Source organism: Microbacterium oleivorans (assembly GCF_023715745.1).
Classification (GTDB): Bacteria; Actinomycetota; Actinomycetes; order Actinomycetales; family Microbacteriaceae; genus Microbacterium; species Microbacterium oleivorans_D.
The window spans coordinates 899,824-913,893 of sequence record NZ_JAMBOV010000001.1 but is presented as its reverse complement, the minus strand read 5'-3'; the positions used below and the strand labels follow the sequence as shown (position 1 = coordinate 913,893).

Here is a 14,070-nt window from a genome sequence, read left to right as displayed (position 1 = left end):
TGTCCCCATGGGTGAGGATGACGATGCCGTGATCGGCCGGCGCGGATCGCAGCCGAAGGGTGTCGCCCGACGCCAAGAAATCCTCGACCGCGCGATCGAGGTCTTCCGCGAACGCGGGGCGCACGGCACCTCCCTGCGCAGGATCGCCGAGTCGATCGGCGTCTCGCACGCCGCCCTGCTGCACTACTTCGACTCGCGCGAGCAGCTGCTGGTCGCTGTCTACAAGCACGCCGAGGAGACCAGGGTCGACTCCCCCGGCTTGCGTCCCGGCATCGACACCATGGTCGAAGCCGCCATCAAGAACGTCGAGGTTCCGGGTCTCGTCACTCTGTACTCCACCCTCCTCGCCGCCTCGCTCGAGGGCGACTCCGGCGTCGGTCGAGACTTCTTCACGGCGCGCTTCACCCGGCTGCGCGCGTCGATGACCGACAGTCTGAGGCGGCAGCAGGCGGAAGGGCTCGTCCGCGACGACGTTTCGGCGGAGCATCTCGCCTCTCTTCTCATCGCGGCCTCCGACGGTCTGCAGATCCAGTGGCTGCTCGATCCCACCGTCGGACTCGAATCGACGTTGCGCACCCTCGGCGCGCTCCTGCGACCGCCGGCATGACGGCGCCGCTCCTGACCCGACGGCTCGTCGTCGTCCTGGGCTTCCTGTCGGCGGTCGGCCCGTTCGCGATTGACATGTACCTCGCGTCGCTGCCGCAGATCGCCCGCGAGCTCGACGCCCGGCCGGCCACCGTGCAACTCACGCTGACGGCCTTCCTGCTCGGCCTCGGCGCCGGGCAGCTGCTGCTCGGTCCGCTCTCGGACATGTGGGGGCGCCGCCGTGTCCTGCTCCTGGCGACCAGCGCCTTCACCCTCACGAGCGTCGCCATGGTGGCCGCCCCCACGATCGAGGTGTTCATCGTCCTGCGGCTCGTCCAGGGACTGTCGGGAGCGGCCGGTGTCGTGATCGCCCGGGCCATCGCCGTCGACCTCAGCACCGGCCGGACCGCCGTCCGGGCTCTCAGCCTCATCGCGACCGTGGGCGGACTCGGTCCTCTCGTCGCCCCTCCCATCGGCGGCCTCGTCGCGTCGTTCTCGGGCTGGCGCGGGGTGCTCACCGCTCTTGCGGTCATCGCCGTCCTGATGCTCCTCCTGGCCTGGCTCGTCGTGCCGGAGTCCCTTCCCCGCGAGCTCCGGCACACCGGCGGACTCGGAGCGATGCGCTCCTCGTTCGCGCACTTCCTGAGGGACCGGATCTACCTCGGATACACCGGCGCCTACGTCTCCGGGTTCGCCGGACTCTTCGCCTACGTCGCGGCATCCCCGTTCGTCGGACAGGTCATCCTCGGGATGCCGCCCTTCCTCTACGGGCTCGGCTTCGCCGGCGGCGGCGTCGCCCTCCTGGTGGCGAACCTGATCAACGCGACGTACGCGCCGCGGATCGGCCCCGAGCGGATGCTGGTGATCGGTGCCTCGCTCGGCGTCGCCGCCGCGGCGGTCATGACGGCGTCGGCGGCGACCGGCATCCTGTCGATCCCGCTCTTCCTCGCCTGCGCCTTCACCACGATGGGCGCCGCCGGGCTCACGTTCGGCAACGCGAACGCGCTCGGGCTCGCCCGCGCGACGTCGAGCAACCGCGGTGCAGGAGCGGCGCTGATGGGCGCCTGCCAGTTCGCGACCGGCGCCCTCGTGACACCCATCGTGGGACTGTGGGGAGAGGAGACCGCGGTGCCCATGGCGTGCGTCATGCTCGCCGGTGCCGTGATCAGTCTGACGCTCGGGCTCGCCTCGAACCGCGCCGCGCACCGCTCGGCGTGACCGCGGGCCTCACTCGCCGCGCGAGACCCGCACCATCTCGTCGCGGTCGACGACCTTGACCCGCTCACGCTCGTGCGGCGCGCCGAGAGCGACCTCGTGCGCGTCGAGCCGGTGCCAGCCGTCGAGGTCGGTCCACGCGACCTGGCGCTCGGCGAGCAGCGAGATGATCGCGTCGTCGGACGGGTCCTCGGGGTTCCACCACGAGGCCTGGTCGTTGATGAGGTGACGGATCGTCTCCATCGCATCGGACTTGGTGTGCCCGATGAGACCGACCGGGCCGCGCTTGATCCAGCCGGTCGCATACACGCCGGGGACACGCTCGTTGGAGCCCTTCTTCAGCACCTGGCCTTCGTGGTTCGGGATCACACCGTGGCGCTTGTCGAAGGGCACGTCCGGGAGCGGCGAGCCGAAATATCCGACGGCGCGGTAGACCTGGCCGACCGGGATCTCGCGGAGCTCGCCCGTGCCCTCGACCCCGCCGGAGCCGTCGGGACGCGTGCGCTCGGTGACGATCGCCGCGACGCGGCCGTCGGCATCCTTCTTGACCTCGACCGGTCGGGCCCAGAAGTGCAGGTGCAGACGGCGGCTGGCCTCACCGCCGGCGTTGTTGACGCTCGGCCGCTGGCGCCACGACTGCAGCACGCGGTCGATCACCATGACCTGCTTGTTCGAGGCGATGGCCGTCTTCGAGGCCTCGTCGTAGTCGAAGTCCTCGTCGTAGACGACCATGTCGACGTCGCGCAGCTCGCCGAGTTCGCGCAGCTCGAGGGGGGTGAACTTCACCTGCGCCGGGCCGCGGCGGCCGAAGACGTGCACGTCGGTGACCGGCGACGCCTTCAGACCCTCGTAGACGTTCGCGGGGATCTCGGTGGGCAGCAGGTCGTCGGCGTGCTTGGCGAGCACGCGCGCGACATCGAGGGCCACGTTGCCGTTGCCGAGGACCGCGACGGATGCCGCGTCCAGCGGCCACTCGCGCGGGAAGTCCGGGTGGCCGTCGTACCAGCTGACGAAATCCGCCGCGCCGAAGGAGCCCTCGGCGTCGATGCCGGGGATGTCGAGGTCGGCGTCCTTGATCGCGCCGGTCGCGAAGATGACGGCGTTGTAGTGCTTCTTCAAGTCGGCGAGGGTGATGTCCACGCCGAACCGGACGTTGCCGAAGATGCGGATGTCACCACGGTCGAGGACGTCGCGCAGGGCGTTGATGATGCCCTTGATGCGCGGGTGGTCGGGTGCGACGCCGTAGCGCACGAGGCCGTAGGGCGCCGGAAGGTGGTCGAAGAGGTCGATCGACACGTCGAACTTGCGCTCCGCCTTCAGGAGGATGTCCGCCGCGTAGATGCCGGCGGGTCCTGCGCCGACGATGGCCAGCCGAAGCTTGGTCATGGGTGTCCTTTCCGAGAGCCCGCGCACGGGCGTGACGAAGAAGCGGCGGTTCCGCCGGTGATCAGCTGGAGCGGTCGACGACGACCTGCGCGAATCGCGTCAGCGCCTCGCGGACGAGTCCGTCCGGCAAGGGCGCGAGGGCGGCCACCGCACGGTCGGACCATTCGTGGGCGAGCCGGCGCGTCGCCTCGGTCGCCGGGTGGTCGCGCAGCTGCGCGAGCGGGGCGTCGAGGATGACGGGGTCGGCGCCGTCCGAGATACGGGCGACACCCTCGTCGATCGTGACCTTGAGCGCGCGCGAGGCCGGGTCGGTCGCTCGGGCGAGGAGCAGATAGGGCATCGTGGGGACGCCGGCGCGCAGATCGGTGCCGGGCACCTTGCCGGTCTCCTCCGCATCGGCCGACAGGTCGATGACGTCGTCGAGCAGCTGGAAGGCGACACCGACGCGCTCACCGAACTCGCGCACGGGAGCGGCGTACTCGTCGGAGGCGTCGGAGAAGACGACGCCGGTCTCGGCGGCCGCGGCGATCAGCGAGCCGGTCTTGTCGCTCAGCACCTGCAGATAGAAGTCCACCGGGTCGTCGCCCGGCTGAGCGCCAACGGTCTCGTGCATCTGACCGAGAACGAGTCGCTCGAAGGTGTCGGCCTGCAACCGGATGGCACGCTCCCCCACCTGGGCCATGAGCTGGCTCGCACGGGAGAACAGCAGGTCACCGGTGAGGATGGCGACGCTGTTGCCCCACACCGCATGGGCACTGGGCACACCGCGGCGACGGTCGGCCTCGTCCATGACGTCGTCGTGGTAAAGCGAGCCGAGGTGGGTCATCTCGAGCGCGGTCGCCCCTGCGAGGACGTCGTCGGTGACCCCGGAGCCGAGCTGCGCCGTGAGGATGGCGAGCATCGGCCGCATCCGCTTGCCGCCCGCCTCGTAGAGGTAGCGCGAGGTGACGTCGGCGAGCGAGTCGCCGACCTTGAGCTCACCGGCGAGGCGGGCTTCGACGAGATCGAGCCCCTCCTCGACCGTGGCGAGCATCTTCCGCATGCGCGGGCCCACGAAGATGCGCTCGGTGACGCCGAGACGGCTCGCGATCTGCGAGCCCGGAGTACCGGGACGGGGGGTCATGCCTCCAGCGTACCCGTCGCGCCTCAGGCCCGGCCCGGGGTTGCGGGCTTGCGCGCACGGTGCAGTGCGACGATGCCGAAGCTCAGGTCGCGCCAGGCGACCTGCTCCCACCCGGCGGCACGGATGCGGCCGGCGAGCGTGCGCTGGTCGGGCCAGTCGCGGATCGACTCGTTGAGGTAGTCGTACGCGTCGGCGTTCGAGCTGAACGCGCGCGCGACGACGGGCAGGACGCGGTCGTTGTAGAAGCGGTAGAGCCCGCGCATGAGCGCTGCCGGCGGGCGCGAGAACTCGCAGATGACGAGCGTGCCGCCGGGCTTGGTGACGCGCAACATCTCGCGCAGGGCCTTGTCGGGGTCGTTGACGTTGCGCAGGCCGAAGGAGATCGTGACGGTGTCGAACTCCTCGTCCGCGAACGGCAGCGCCGTCGCGTCCGCCTCGACGAAGGACAGGTTCGGGATGCCGCCGTGTCGCCGCTTCCCTTCCGCGATCATCCCCGCCGAGAAGTCGCCGGCCACGACCTCCGCGCCGGAGCGGGCGAGCGAGACCGAGCTTGCCCCGGTGCCGGCTGCGAGGTCGAGGATCCGCTGACCGCGGCGCGGCGCGATCGTGCGCGTCGTCGCGATGCGCCACAGCTTGTCGTTGCCGAGACTGAGGATCGTGTTGGTGCGGTCGTAGGCCGCGGCGACCTCGTCGAACATGCCGCTGACCCGCTCGGGGTCCTTGCCGAGGTCCGCGCGGGTGGACGGGGTGCGGGAGGGCTGTTCGGTCACGTGTCGAGCCTAATCGGGGCGGGATGACGCCGGGCTGTGCACGAGACTGGTGCGCCCGCCGCCGGATTAGGCTGACACGGTGACCTCGTCTGCGCTCAGCGCCCCCCGACTGCGGGCCGTCACCCGCCGGATCGAGGCGGTAGAGGACCCCCTCGCCTACGCCTCGCCCGACGACCCGACCGTCTGGTCTCGGCGCGGCGACATGCTCGTCGGCTGGGGTCGCGCCGCGGAGCTGCCGGCGGGCGCATCCGCCGTGGCCTGGTGGCGTGCGGTGTCCGAGGTCGCCGAAGTCGACGACAAGGTGCGGATGCCGGGGTCGGGCCTCGTCGCGTTCGGGGCCCTGCCGTTCGACCCCACCCACAGCTCGTCGAGCGCAACGCTGACGGTGCCGAAGATGATCATCGGCCGTCGGGGCGAGACGAGCTGGGTCACGCATGTCTTCACCGACGGTGAGCCCGAGCGTCCCGAGCCGCAGTCCATCCCCTTCGGGCCGCACTGGTCGGCGGTCGTGGGGCCGGGGGCCTGCACACCCGACGGCTACCAGGCGGAGGTGCGGGCCGGGCTCGAAGCGATCGCCTCGGGCGAGGTCGCCAAGGTGGTGCTGGCGCGCGACCTCGTCGGGTCCGTGCCCGCCGGATCGGATCTGCGACGACTCGTCCGCGCCCTCGCCTCGGCCTACCCGGACACCTGGACCTTCGCCGTCGACGGTGCGATCGGAGCGAGCCCCGAGACCCTCGTCACGGTCTCGGGGGGTACGGTCACGGCGCGTGTGCTGGCCGGGACCGCCGCGCGGGGCGCCGACGCCGACGCCGACACCGCGGCATCCGTCGCCCTGGCGACCAGCGCGAAGGATCTCGACGAGCACCGGTACGCCGTGCAGAGTGTGCTGACGGCGCTGCGCGCGCACACGACGGCGCTGGTCGCCGAGCCCGAGCCCTTCATGCTGAAACTGCCGAACGTGTGGCACCTCGCGACGGACGTCGAGGGCACCCTGTCAGGGCATGCATCCGCACTCGGTCTGGTCGAGGTCCTGCACCCGACGGCGGCTGTGGCGGGGACCCCGACGTCGGCCGCGCTTGAGGTCATCCGGCGGGTCGAGCCGTTCGACCGCGGACGTTACGCGGGCCCGGTCGGCTGGATCGACGCGAACGGCGACGGCGAATGGGCGATCGCGCTGCGCTGCGCGCAGTTCGACGTGCACGGCGACGGCGACATCGCGCTCACCGCCCACGCCGGCGCGGGCATCGTCGCGGGGAGCGACCCGGAGACCGAGATGCTCGAGACCCGCGTGAAGTTCCGTCCCATCGTCGACGCGCTCGCCTGAGCACGGGACGGGTCATTCTCCCGCGAGGAACGCCTCGACCGCCGCGGCGAACTCGGGGTGGTCCTGCGGACGGTGACCGTGCCCCGGCAGGGTAAGACGGCGAGCGCCCTCTCGTTGGAGCACGTCCGCGATCGCGTCGTACTCGGCGTTCCAGCCGCCCGTGACGACGAGGGTGGCGATGCCGCGCAGCATCGCGGCGTCCACGCCGAACCCCCACGGCGGACGCCGCGTGGCGAACCGTTCGGCCCCCGGTCGCTCGGACTCCCACCGCGAGCGGTCGGCCGCCCCACCGAACATCAGCGGGCGCACGATGGACCAATAGCCGAAGAGGTCACCGGCCTCCGCGACACTCTTCGCACGGGAGATCTCACCGATGTGGGCCTCGATCGCGGGGTGACCGCGAGCGATGTCGTAGAGCGCGGGCTCGACGAGGACGAGTGCGCGAGGCGACAGCCGGGCCGCGGCGAGCGCGACGGGGACGGCAGCGGCGGAATGGGCGAACACGACAGCGCCCCGCGGCGCGGCATCCGTCACCGTGAGGGAGAGCTCATCCAACGGGCGGGTGAGATCGAGAGGCAGGTGCTCCGCGTCGGACTGCGCCGAAGACGGCCACGCGGACACCCCGTCGCGGTCGGTGCTGTGAACGTACAGTCGCACGGGTTCAGGGTACGGCCGGCGGCTCTTCGGACAGGCCGATCAGCTCCGCGATGACCCGCGAGTGGGCCAGCACACGGAAGTGACCGCCCGTCTCGAGACGCACGTTCTTCGCGGCGCCGGGGAGCTCGCTGCCCTCAGGGATGTGCGGATCGAACCGGCCGTAGACCGACACGATGCGCGCGTTGACCTCGTGCTCGCGCGACAGCGCGAGGATCGTCGCGCTGCGCGGCGAGAAGATTCGCAGCGATGGAAGGACCATGAGGCGGCCGTAACGCGATCCGCCGAACGGGGTGGCCACGGCGAGCATCGCGCGCACCCGGCCGGTGGGCGCGTCGATAACCATGGCGCGTTTGCCGACCAGTCCGCCCTTGCTGTGCGCGAGCAGCACACAGCCGCGGAGGTCGCGCTCCTCGACGTACTCGACGACCCGGGCGGCGGCCTCGTCGACGGGTCGCCGGTTGCGTCGGAGCACCGGTAGGACGTGTACGGGATGCCCGCGGTCGTGCATCACGCGGATGAGCGGTGTCATGAACCGCCAGGTCTCGTACACGCCGGGGAGGATGACGATGGGTGTGCGGTCGCCGTTCGTGAGCTCTCGCGGATCGAGGCGGGTGAAGGTCGCGGCGACCTGCCAGCGCAGCGCGTAGAGGTAGTCGCGCGCCCACCACACGGCGTTGCGGAGAACGGCGATCATCGCGCGTTCCGCGATCCGCTGAAGGCGACGATCGCGTCGGCGACGATCCGTGGAGCGGTGTCCTGCACGACGTGAGGGCTCCCCGGTATCTCGAGGAGCGCGGCATCCGGTGCAGCCTCCGCCAACCGGCGACACCACTCGGCACCCGCGACCGGATCACGGGAGCCGCGGACGACGAGCAGCGGTCGTGTGAGAAGGCGCGCCCGATCCTCCGTGCGGTACGCGAGCATGTGTCGCAGCTGCCGCAGATACCAACGGATGCCGCATCGCAGGTAGTCGCTGAAGACCATCCCGTTCGCGCGTGGCGATTCGCGGAAGACGTCGATCGCGAGCGCCCGTGCCTGAGCGCCGGGGGTGCGATGACGATCGTCGACGACTGGGCCCATCACGACGACGTGGCTGACCAGATCAGGCCGCTGCACCGCGAGCTCGATGACCCACTGGCTGCCCATCGAATGCCCGACCGCCACGATCGGGGCGAGGTCGAGACGGTCGAGGAGCGCGGCGATCGCCGCGGCCATGGCGGGGACGTCGAGCTGTTCGACGGGCTTCGGAAGCCCGCCGAACCCGGGCAGATCGATCGAGAGGACGTCGTGATCGGGGGCCAGAGAGGTGTGCAGGCGGCGGAGATATCGGTGCGACATGCCGATGCCGTGTACGAGGAGATACGTGCGAGCCGCGTCCACGCGCGGCGATCGGATGACACGGAAGTGCAGGTCTCCGATCGCGACCTCTCGGGTCGACGACTCGTCTCGGTGCTGGGTCACACGGTCCTTTCCTCAGCCTGAGATCTCACGGTAGCGGGGAGGCCGCGGGCCGACGCGGGGCTTGACCAGGAGCGGAACCCGTGTGCCCTGGCGGCTCTGCGAGCGCACCCCATCGCGCTTCCCTCAGATGAGAGGACTCTCACCCTCGAGGTGTGCACAACGGGTGTCCTCGACCGGTTTTGCGAGGGTGGATGTCGGTGGTCGGTGGCAGAGTGCAGGTATGGCGGACGCGACGGAAACCCCCGGTGGCGAGGACTATCTCGCCATCCTGGCCGGCATTGTCGCGGACGTGGACTCCGTCGCTCGGCGGATCGCAGCGGCGCAAATCGAGGAGTTGCGCGTGCTGGCTGCGGCGGGGCGGTTGGCGGAAGCGCAGGTCGCGCAGCGCAACGCGCGCGTGCAGGTGCACGACATGGCCCTCCGGTCGATCGCGGCGGAAGTCGGCGGGGTGATGCGTGTCACCGACCGGACCGTGCAACGCCGCATCGGCGAAGCGCGCACGCTCATCGAAGGGTTCCCCGCGACGGTCGAGGCGTGGGAGGCCGGACGGATCGTGCGCGGGCACGCGTTCCTGATCCTCGAGACCGGGATTGCGCTGCCGGCAGAGCTCTGGGCGGAGTTCGAGCAAGCCGCGATCACCCGGTGCGAACAGGACACCCCCAACCGGGTGCGCGGCGAGCTCGAGATCCTCGCGCACCGGATGCACCCCCGGTCGTTCGCGGAACGACACGAGGAAGCCGCCGCCGGGCGCTGCGTCCGGCTCGTGCCCGGACGAGACGGGATGAGCGACCTGATCGCCACACTCCCGACCGTGATCGCCGAGGGGATCCACGACCGGCTCACGCAGCAAGCGCGAGCGATCATCGACACCCGCGACGAACGCACTGCCGCGCACGCCGGGAACGCCGACGCCGCCGTGATCGCGACCGACACCCGCTCCACCGACCAGGTGCGTGCGGACGTGTTCGCCGACCTGCTCCTGGCTGGAACGCCCGCGCTCGATGACACCCGTGACACCGCCGCCGGTCCTCTCGGCGCGGTCCGCGCACGCGTGCAGATCCTCGTCCCCGCGGCGACGTTGACGGGTGAGGATGACGGGCCGTGTGATCTCGCCGGCCGCTCCCCCATCGACGCCGGCGCCGCGCGACAACTGGCCGGGAACACTCACATCTGGGAGCGGCTGTTCCACGACCCGGTCACCGGGGTCACGGCCGCGACCGACTCGTACCGGGTCCCGTCGGGAATGCGACGGTTCCTGCAAGCCCGTGACCAGCACTGCCGGTTCCCCGGATGCCGCACCGCCGCGATCCGCTGCGAGATCGACCACACCCACGACCACGCCCTCGGCGGACGAACCGAACTTTCGAATCTCGCGCACCTGTGCCAACGGCACCACTCGATGAAGCAGTTCACCGCCTGGCGGGTCCGACAACTCACGGGTGGCGTCCTCGAATGGACCTCACCCCTCGGCAGAACCTACAGAGAAGACGCACCCACCCCGGCCGTCGCCTTCAGCCCTGCCGCACCACCACCACCGCCACCGCCCGCCGCGGCAGAACCTGCGCCGTTCTGAGGCCCCCTGCCTACACTCGACGGATGCCGATGTCCGACTACGTCGCCTCCCTCCGTTCGCGCATCGGCACGGACTTCCTCCTCCTGCCGGGCGTGACAGCCGTCATCAGGGACGGGCAGAACTTCCTCCTCGCCCGCCATCGCCATTCCGGCCTCTGGAGCCTGATCGGTGGAGGCGTCGAGCCCGGAGAGGAGCCTGCCGAGTCCCTCGCGCGGGAAGTACACGAAGAAACGGGCGCCCGCGTCCGCATCCGTCGCATCGTCGGGGTCTATGCAGGCGAACCGATGATGGTGACCTACCCCAACGGTGATCGGGTCGGATACGTCACGACCGCCTACGACTGCGAGCTCACGACCGACGCCGCGGCCGACGGTGACGAGCTGCTCGAGCTCGCGTGGTTCCCCCGCGACGCGATCTTTTCTCTTCCGCGCCGCGGCTGGATCGACCGCGTCATCGGCGACGTCCGCGACGATCTGTAGGGTGCCGCCATGACCACCGACACCCACGGCGATCAGACCGTCGTCCTTCTGCACGGGTGGCCGGGTCTCCCCTCGGACTACGACGCGGTCATCGACGGCCTGCCGGGGGTCAGCGTCATCACGCCCGACCTGCTCGGCTTGGGCGCCGGCTTCGACGGCATCCCCAGCGCCGAGGCATCCACCGCCGATGCACACGCCGAGCACGTCCTCGCACGGCTCGATGACGCCGGAATCGCCGGCAACGTCGTCATCGCCGGGTACGACATCGGCAGCCGGATCGCCCAGGCGACGCTCCGCATCAACCCCGAACGGTTCGACGGCGCGGTGCTGACGCCGGGCTATCCGGGCATCGGCGACCGCGCCGCATCCCCTGCCCTCGCGTCGGTCTTCTGGTATCAGCACTTCCACCGCGATCCGGTCGCGGCGCAGCTCATCGACGGCGACGAACGCGCCGTCCGCACCTACCTGACCCGCGTCTGGGACTCGTGGCGCGCCGATCCCGCTCCTCCTCCGCATCTCGACGACATCATCGCCGCCTACGCGCGGCCCGGCGCGTTCGCGGCCAGCCTGCAGTGGTACGTCGCCAACCGCGGCTACGCCGGCGAGACCCCACGCATCACCGTTCCGACGACGATGCTGTGGCCGGGGGCAGACCCGCTGTTCCCCGTCGAATGGAGCGACGCCCTGAACGACCACTTCGTCGACGCCCGCCTCGACGTGATCGACGGATGCGGGCACTTCATCCCCGTCGAACGCCCCGACGCCATGGTCCGGGCGATCCGGTCACACCTTCGCTGACCGCATCAGGTGGCCGCGAGGCGCGCCTTTTCGGCCTCCACATCGAAATCCGCGGCCGGCCACTGCGGATCGATGCGCTCCAACTCGTCGATGAGCAACGCCTGCACCGCCAACCGCGCGTACCACTTGTGATCGGCCGGCACGACGAACCACGGTGCCTGCTCCGTCGAGGTGCGATCGAACACAGCCTGGTACGCGTCCATGTACGCCGGCCACAGCTCACGCTCGTCGACGTCACCCGGGTTGTATTTCCAGTGCTTGTCGGGCCGCTCCAGGCGCTCGCTCAAGCGCGCCTTCTGCTCGCCGCCGGAGATGTGCAGCATCACCTTCACGATGTGCACACCCCGCTCCGCCAGGCCCGCCTCGAAGTCGACGATCGCCCCGTACCGACGCTCGATCTCCTCGGGAGGAGCGAGCCGGCGCACCCGACCGATCAGCACGTCCTCGTAGTGCGAGCGGTCGAACACGCCGATGTAACCCGGCTCTGGGACCTCTCGCTCGATCCGCCAGAGGAAGTCATGCGCGAGCTCTTCGGACGTCGGCTTCTTGAACGCCTTCAGGTGCACGCCCTGCGGATCGGTCGCCCCGATCACGTGCCGCACGATCCCCCCCTTGCCCGCCGAGTCCATCGCCTGCAGCACCAGCAGCACCGCCGGCGAATCCGGCTGCGTGCGGCTCTGCGCGTAGAGCCGCTCCTGCAACTGGTCGAACTGCTCAGCCGCCGCGGCGAGATCCGCCTTCCCCGACTTCTTGCCGCCCTCATACCCCGGCGTCGATGCGGGGTCGACGTCGGCGAGACGGAATCCCGGCCCGACGCGCAGCAGCGTCGAGGGCGAACCGGTCCAGTGATCTCCAGCACTCATGCGGCACATCCTGCCGCGTCGCGGTCGCCCGCGCGACGGGCTTGCGGACTATCGCGTCAGCGGGACCTCGATGATCTGCCGACCACCCGCGGGCGAGGTCAACGCCTGGTCGAGCGCACCCCGCGTGGTCACACGCTGGTACTCCCACCCGTACGCACGCGCGATCTCCTCGATCCGCGCGGTCTGCGGCGTGAACTGCACCCGGTCGAACGCCTCGGCACCCGCGATCCCCGCCACCTCGAGACCGTCGAAGATCGTCCCTCCGCCATCGTTGCCGACGATCACCTGAACCCGCGGCTCGTTCTCGGCCGACGGAAGCAGCAGCGCTCCGACATCGTGCAGGAACGCGAGATCGCCGAGGAGCACGCGGGTGACGCCCGGTGTGGCGCCGCGCTGCGATGCGGCAGCGATACCCAGCCCTGTCGCGACTGTGCCGTCGATGCCGGCCAGGCCGCGATTGGCGTGCACTGGCACCTTCTTGCCGCCGAGCACCTCGTCGGCCACCCGTACGAGTCGCGACGATCCGAACAGCAACCGGTCGTGCGGCCATGTCGCCCGCCAGACGGCATCCACGAGCACCGTCCGGTCCACCGGCGCGCGGATCGCCCCCAGCTCAGCCGAGATCGCGCCGAGGCGCTCCGCCGGCACAGCCGACGACAGCGCGTCGGCATCCGGCGCAGCGGGGCTGAGATCGACGACCTGCTCCCGCGACGCCCGCATCCACGCCCGGAGCCACTCGCGGTCCGCAGCGCCGGAGGGCGCGGACACGCCGTCCACGGCGACCGTCGTGCCGTTGAGATTCACCTGCTCACCCGGACCCCGCACCGCCAGCACCTCGACGTCCCCGCGACTCAGCAGGCGCGCGACCTCCCGGCTCAGCGTGGGATGCCCGAACACGACGACCCGTTCGACCCGTCCCCCGAGGTCCGGGTCCGCGAGCAGTCGCCGATACCCGTGGACCAGATGCCGCCCGAACCGTGCGCCGCTGATGATCTCCGCGATCAGCGGGTACCCGCCCGCGTGCGCCAGCTGCTCGGCATCCGCTCCGGCATCCGCCCCCGCGACGACGATCGTACGCGGTCCCGGCTCGAGGGCCACCGGCTCCGCCTCGACCACCTCGAGCGCCGCACCGACGCCACCGCCGCCCTGATAATGCGCACCCCAGTCCGCCTCGGCGGTCTCATCGGCGGGTTCCGCAGGGTCGGATGCCGCGACCACACCGCTCGACGACGGCAGCCACTCCGGCAGCTCACCCGCCAGCGGCTCGCGGAACGGGACGTTGAGGTGCACGGGGCCGGCGACACGCGAACCCGCACCCACCGCGGCATCCCACCCCTCGTCGGCGGCGGCGCGGAACGGGGCGACCTCGTCGCCGTCGACCGCCCCCGCGAGCGCCTCGGCGACCGGCAGGTCGGACTCGAGTCGGACGAAGCCCGAGAACATCCCCGGCTGTCGCGTCGCCTGGTTCGCACCGACGCCGCGGAGCTCGGGCGGTCGGTCGGCGGTCAGCAGCAGCAGCGGCACACCGGAATGGTGCGCTTCGAGGACGGCGGGGAGGAGGTTCGCGACCGCGGTGCCGGAGGTGCAGATGACGGCCGCCGGCATCCGATCCTCACGACCGATGCCGAGAGCGGTGAAGCCCGCCACGCGTTCGTCGACGCGCACGTGCAGCCGGATGACGCCTCGCGCCTCGAGTTCCGCCGCCACGAGGGCCAGCGCCTGCGACCGCGATCCCGGCGAGAGCACGACGTGCCGAAGACCCCTCTCGATCAGTCGGCTCAGCAGCGCGGCCGCGGCGTCGGTCGCGGGGGCGCGACCGGATCGGTCGAGGGTCAT

At 70.9% G+C, this 14,070-nt stretch carries 14 protein-coding genes; 6 read left to right on the top strand and 8 right to left on the bottom strand.

The window, feature by feature from the left end; all coding sequences use genetic code 11:
• The first annotated feature begins 7 nt into the window (after positions 1 to 7).
• Entirely contained in the window at positions 8 to 607 is a 600-nt protein-coding gene (locus M3190_RS04280; protein WP_251578648.1) for a TetR/AcrR family transcriptional regulator, read from the top strand.
• The gene (locus tag M3190_RS04275) at positions 604 to 1,803 is read left to right on the top strand and encodes a multidrug effflux MFS transporter (RefSeq protein ID WP_251578646.1); all 1,200 of its coding nucleotides are present in this window, start codon (positions 604 to 606) and stop codon (positions 1,801 to 1,803) included. Before M3190_RS04280 ends, M3190_RS04275 begins: the two co-directional genes overlap by 4 nt.
• A gap of 9 nt (positions 1,804 to 1,812) precedes the next feature.
• Here M3190_RS04275 and M3190_RS04270 read toward each other — a convergent pair whose 3' ends face one another.
• The 3 genes from M3190_RS04270 to M3190_RS04260 all read right to left on the bottom strand — a co-directional run bounded on the left by M3190_RS04270 (position 1,813) and on the right by M3190_RS04260 (position 5,079).
• A complete protein-coding gene (locus M3190_RS04270) occupies positions 1,813 to 3,186 on the bottom strand; it encodes an FAD-dependent oxidoreductase (RefSeq protein WP_251578644.1) in 1,374 nt (457 codons plus the stop codon).
• Positions 3,187 to 3,247: 61 nt separating this feature from the next.
• Positions 3,248 to 4,309: a polyprenyl synthetase family protein gene (locus M3190_RS04265; protein WP_251578642.1), complete on the bottom strand. Its 1,062-nt coding sequence runs from the start codon at positions 4,307 to 4,309 to the stop codon at positions 3,248 to 3,250.
• A 23-nt stretch (positions 4,310 to 4,332) separates the two neighbouring features.
• Positions 4,333 to 5,079, bottom strand: coding sequence for a demethylmenaquinone methyltransferase (locus M3190_RS04260; protein ID WP_251578640.1), 747 nt, complete (start codon positions 5,077 to 5,079; stop codon positions 4,333 to 4,335).
• Positions 5,080 to 5,158: 79 nt separating this feature from the next.
• Here M3190_RS04260 and M3190_RS04255 point away from each other — a divergent pair, with 79 nt between their 5' ends.
• Entirely contained in the window at positions 5,159 to 6,403 is a 1,245-nt protein-coding gene (locus tag M3190_RS04255; RefSeq protein ID WP_251578638.1) for an isochorismate synthase, read from the top strand.
• Positions 6,404 to 6,415: 12 nt separating this feature from the next.
• On the opposite strand, the gene M3190_RS04250 is transcribed toward M3190_RS04255, so the two are convergent.
• The 3 genes from M3190_RS04250 to M3190_RS04240 are packed head-to-tail and all read right to left on the bottom strand — an operon-like array spanning position 6,416 to position 8,521.
• Entirely contained in the window at positions 6,416 to 7,060 is a 645-nt protein-coding gene (locus tag M3190_RS04250; protein WP_251578636.1) for an alpha/beta fold hydrolase, read from the bottom strand.
• A gap of 4 nt (positions 7,061 to 7,064) precedes the next feature.
• Positions 7,065 to 7,754, bottom strand: a complete 690-nt coding sequence (locus M3190_RS04245; RefSeq protein ID WP_251578634.1) for an esterase/lipase family protein — start codon at positions 7,752 to 7,754, stop codon at positions 7,065 to 7,067.
• Positions 7,751 to 8,521: an alpha/beta fold hydrolase gene (locus M3190_RS04240; RefSeq protein ID WP_251578632.1), complete on the bottom strand. Its 771-nt coding sequence runs from the start codon at positions 8,519 to 8,521 to the stop codon at positions 7,751 to 7,753. Before M3190_RS04240 ends, M3190_RS04245 begins: the two co-directional genes overlap by 4 nt.
• 220 nt (positions 8,522 to 8,741) lie before the next feature.
• On the opposite strand from M3190_RS04240, the gene M3190_RS04235 reads away from it, so the two are divergent.
• From M3190_RS04235 to M3190_RS04225, 3 genes are read left to right on the top strand one after another with little or no spacing between them, the layout of a single operon-like run.
• Positions 8,742 to 10,094 (top strand): HNH endonuclease signature motif containing protein, encoded by a 1,353-nt coding sequence (locus tag M3190_RS04235; RefSeq protein ID WP_251578630.1) that lies wholly within the window; start codon positions 8,742 to 8,744, stop codon positions 10,092 to 10,094.
• Positions 10,095 to 10,117: 23 nt separating this feature from the next.
• Entirely contained in the window at positions 10,118 to 10,573 is a 456-nt protein-coding gene (locus tag M3190_RS04230) for an NUDIX domain-containing protein (RefSeq protein ID WP_251578628.1), read from the top strand.
• Between the two features lie 9 nt (positions 10,574 to 10,582).
• On the top strand, positions 10,583 to 11,371 hold the full coding sequence (locus M3190_RS04225) for an alpha/beta fold hydrolase (RefSeq protein ID WP_251578626.1): 789 nt from the start codon (positions 10,583 to 10,585) through the stop codon (positions 11,369 to 11,371).
• A 5-nt stretch (positions 11,372 to 11,376) separates the two neighbouring features.
• On the opposite strand, the gene M3190_RS04220 is transcribed toward M3190_RS04225, so the two are convergent.
• Together M3190_RS04220 and menD are read right to left on the bottom strand one after the other, a co-directional pair.
• Positions 11,377 to 12,234 carry a PPK2 family polyphosphate kinase gene (locus tag M3190_RS04220; RefSeq protein ID WP_251578624.1) on the bottom strand — a complete coding sequence of 286 codons (858 nt, stop codon included), beginning with the start codon at positions 12,232 to 12,234 and terminating at the stop codon, positions 11,377 to 11,379.
• Positions 12,235 to 12,282: 48 nt separating this feature from the next.
• Complete coding sequence (gene menD, locus M3190_RS04215; protein WP_251578622.1) at positions 12,283 to 14,070, bottom strand: 2-succinyl-5-enolpyruvyl-6-hydroxy-3-cyclohexene-1-carboxylic-acid synthase; 1,788 nt, start codon at positions 14,068 to 14,070, stop codon at positions 12,283 to 12,285.

Excerpts from the sequence above, each read along its gene's own strand:
- M3190_RS04220 (WP_251578624.1), bottom strand. The coding sequence starts at position 12,234 with ATGAGTGCTGGAGATCACTGGACCGGTTCGCCCTCGACGCTGCTGCGC.
- M3190_RS04225 (WP_251578626.1), top strand. The coding sequence starts at position 10,583 with ATGACCACCGACACCCACGGCGATCAGACCGTCGTCCTTCTGCACGGG.
- M3190_RS04275 (WP_251578646.1), top strand. The coding sequence starts at position 604 with ATGACGGCGCCGCTCCTGACCCGACGGCTCGTCGTCGTCCTGGGCTTC.
- M3190_RS04245 (WP_251578634.1), bottom strand. The coding sequence starts at position 7,754 with ATGATCGCCGTTCTCCGCAACGCCGTGTGGTGGGCGCGCGACTACCTC.
- M3190_RS04230 (WP_251578628.1), top strand. The coding sequence starts at position 10,118 with ATGCCGATGTCCGACTACGTCGCCTCCCTCCGTTCGCGCATCGGCACG.
- M3190_RS04270 (WP_251578644.1), bottom strand. The coding sequence starts at position 3,186 with ATGACCAAGCTTCGGCTGGCCATCGTCGGCGCAGGACCCGCCGGCATC.
- M3190_RS04235 (WP_251578630.1), top strand. The coding sequence starts at position 8,742 with ATGGCGGACGCGACGGAAACCCCCGGTGGCGAGGACTATCTCGCCATC.
- M3190_RS04265 (WP_251578642.1), bottom strand. The coding sequence starts at position 4,309 with ATGACCCCCCGTCCCGGTACTCCGGGCTCGCAGATCGCGAGCCGTCTC.
- menD (WP_251578622.1), bottom strand. The coding sequence starts at position 14,070 with ATGACCCTCGACCGATCCGGTCGCGCCCCCGCGACCGACGCCGCGGCC.
- M3190_RS04280 (WP_251578648.1), top strand. The coding sequence starts at position 8 with ATGGGTGAGGATGACGATGCCGTGATCGGCCGGCGCGGATCGCAGCCG.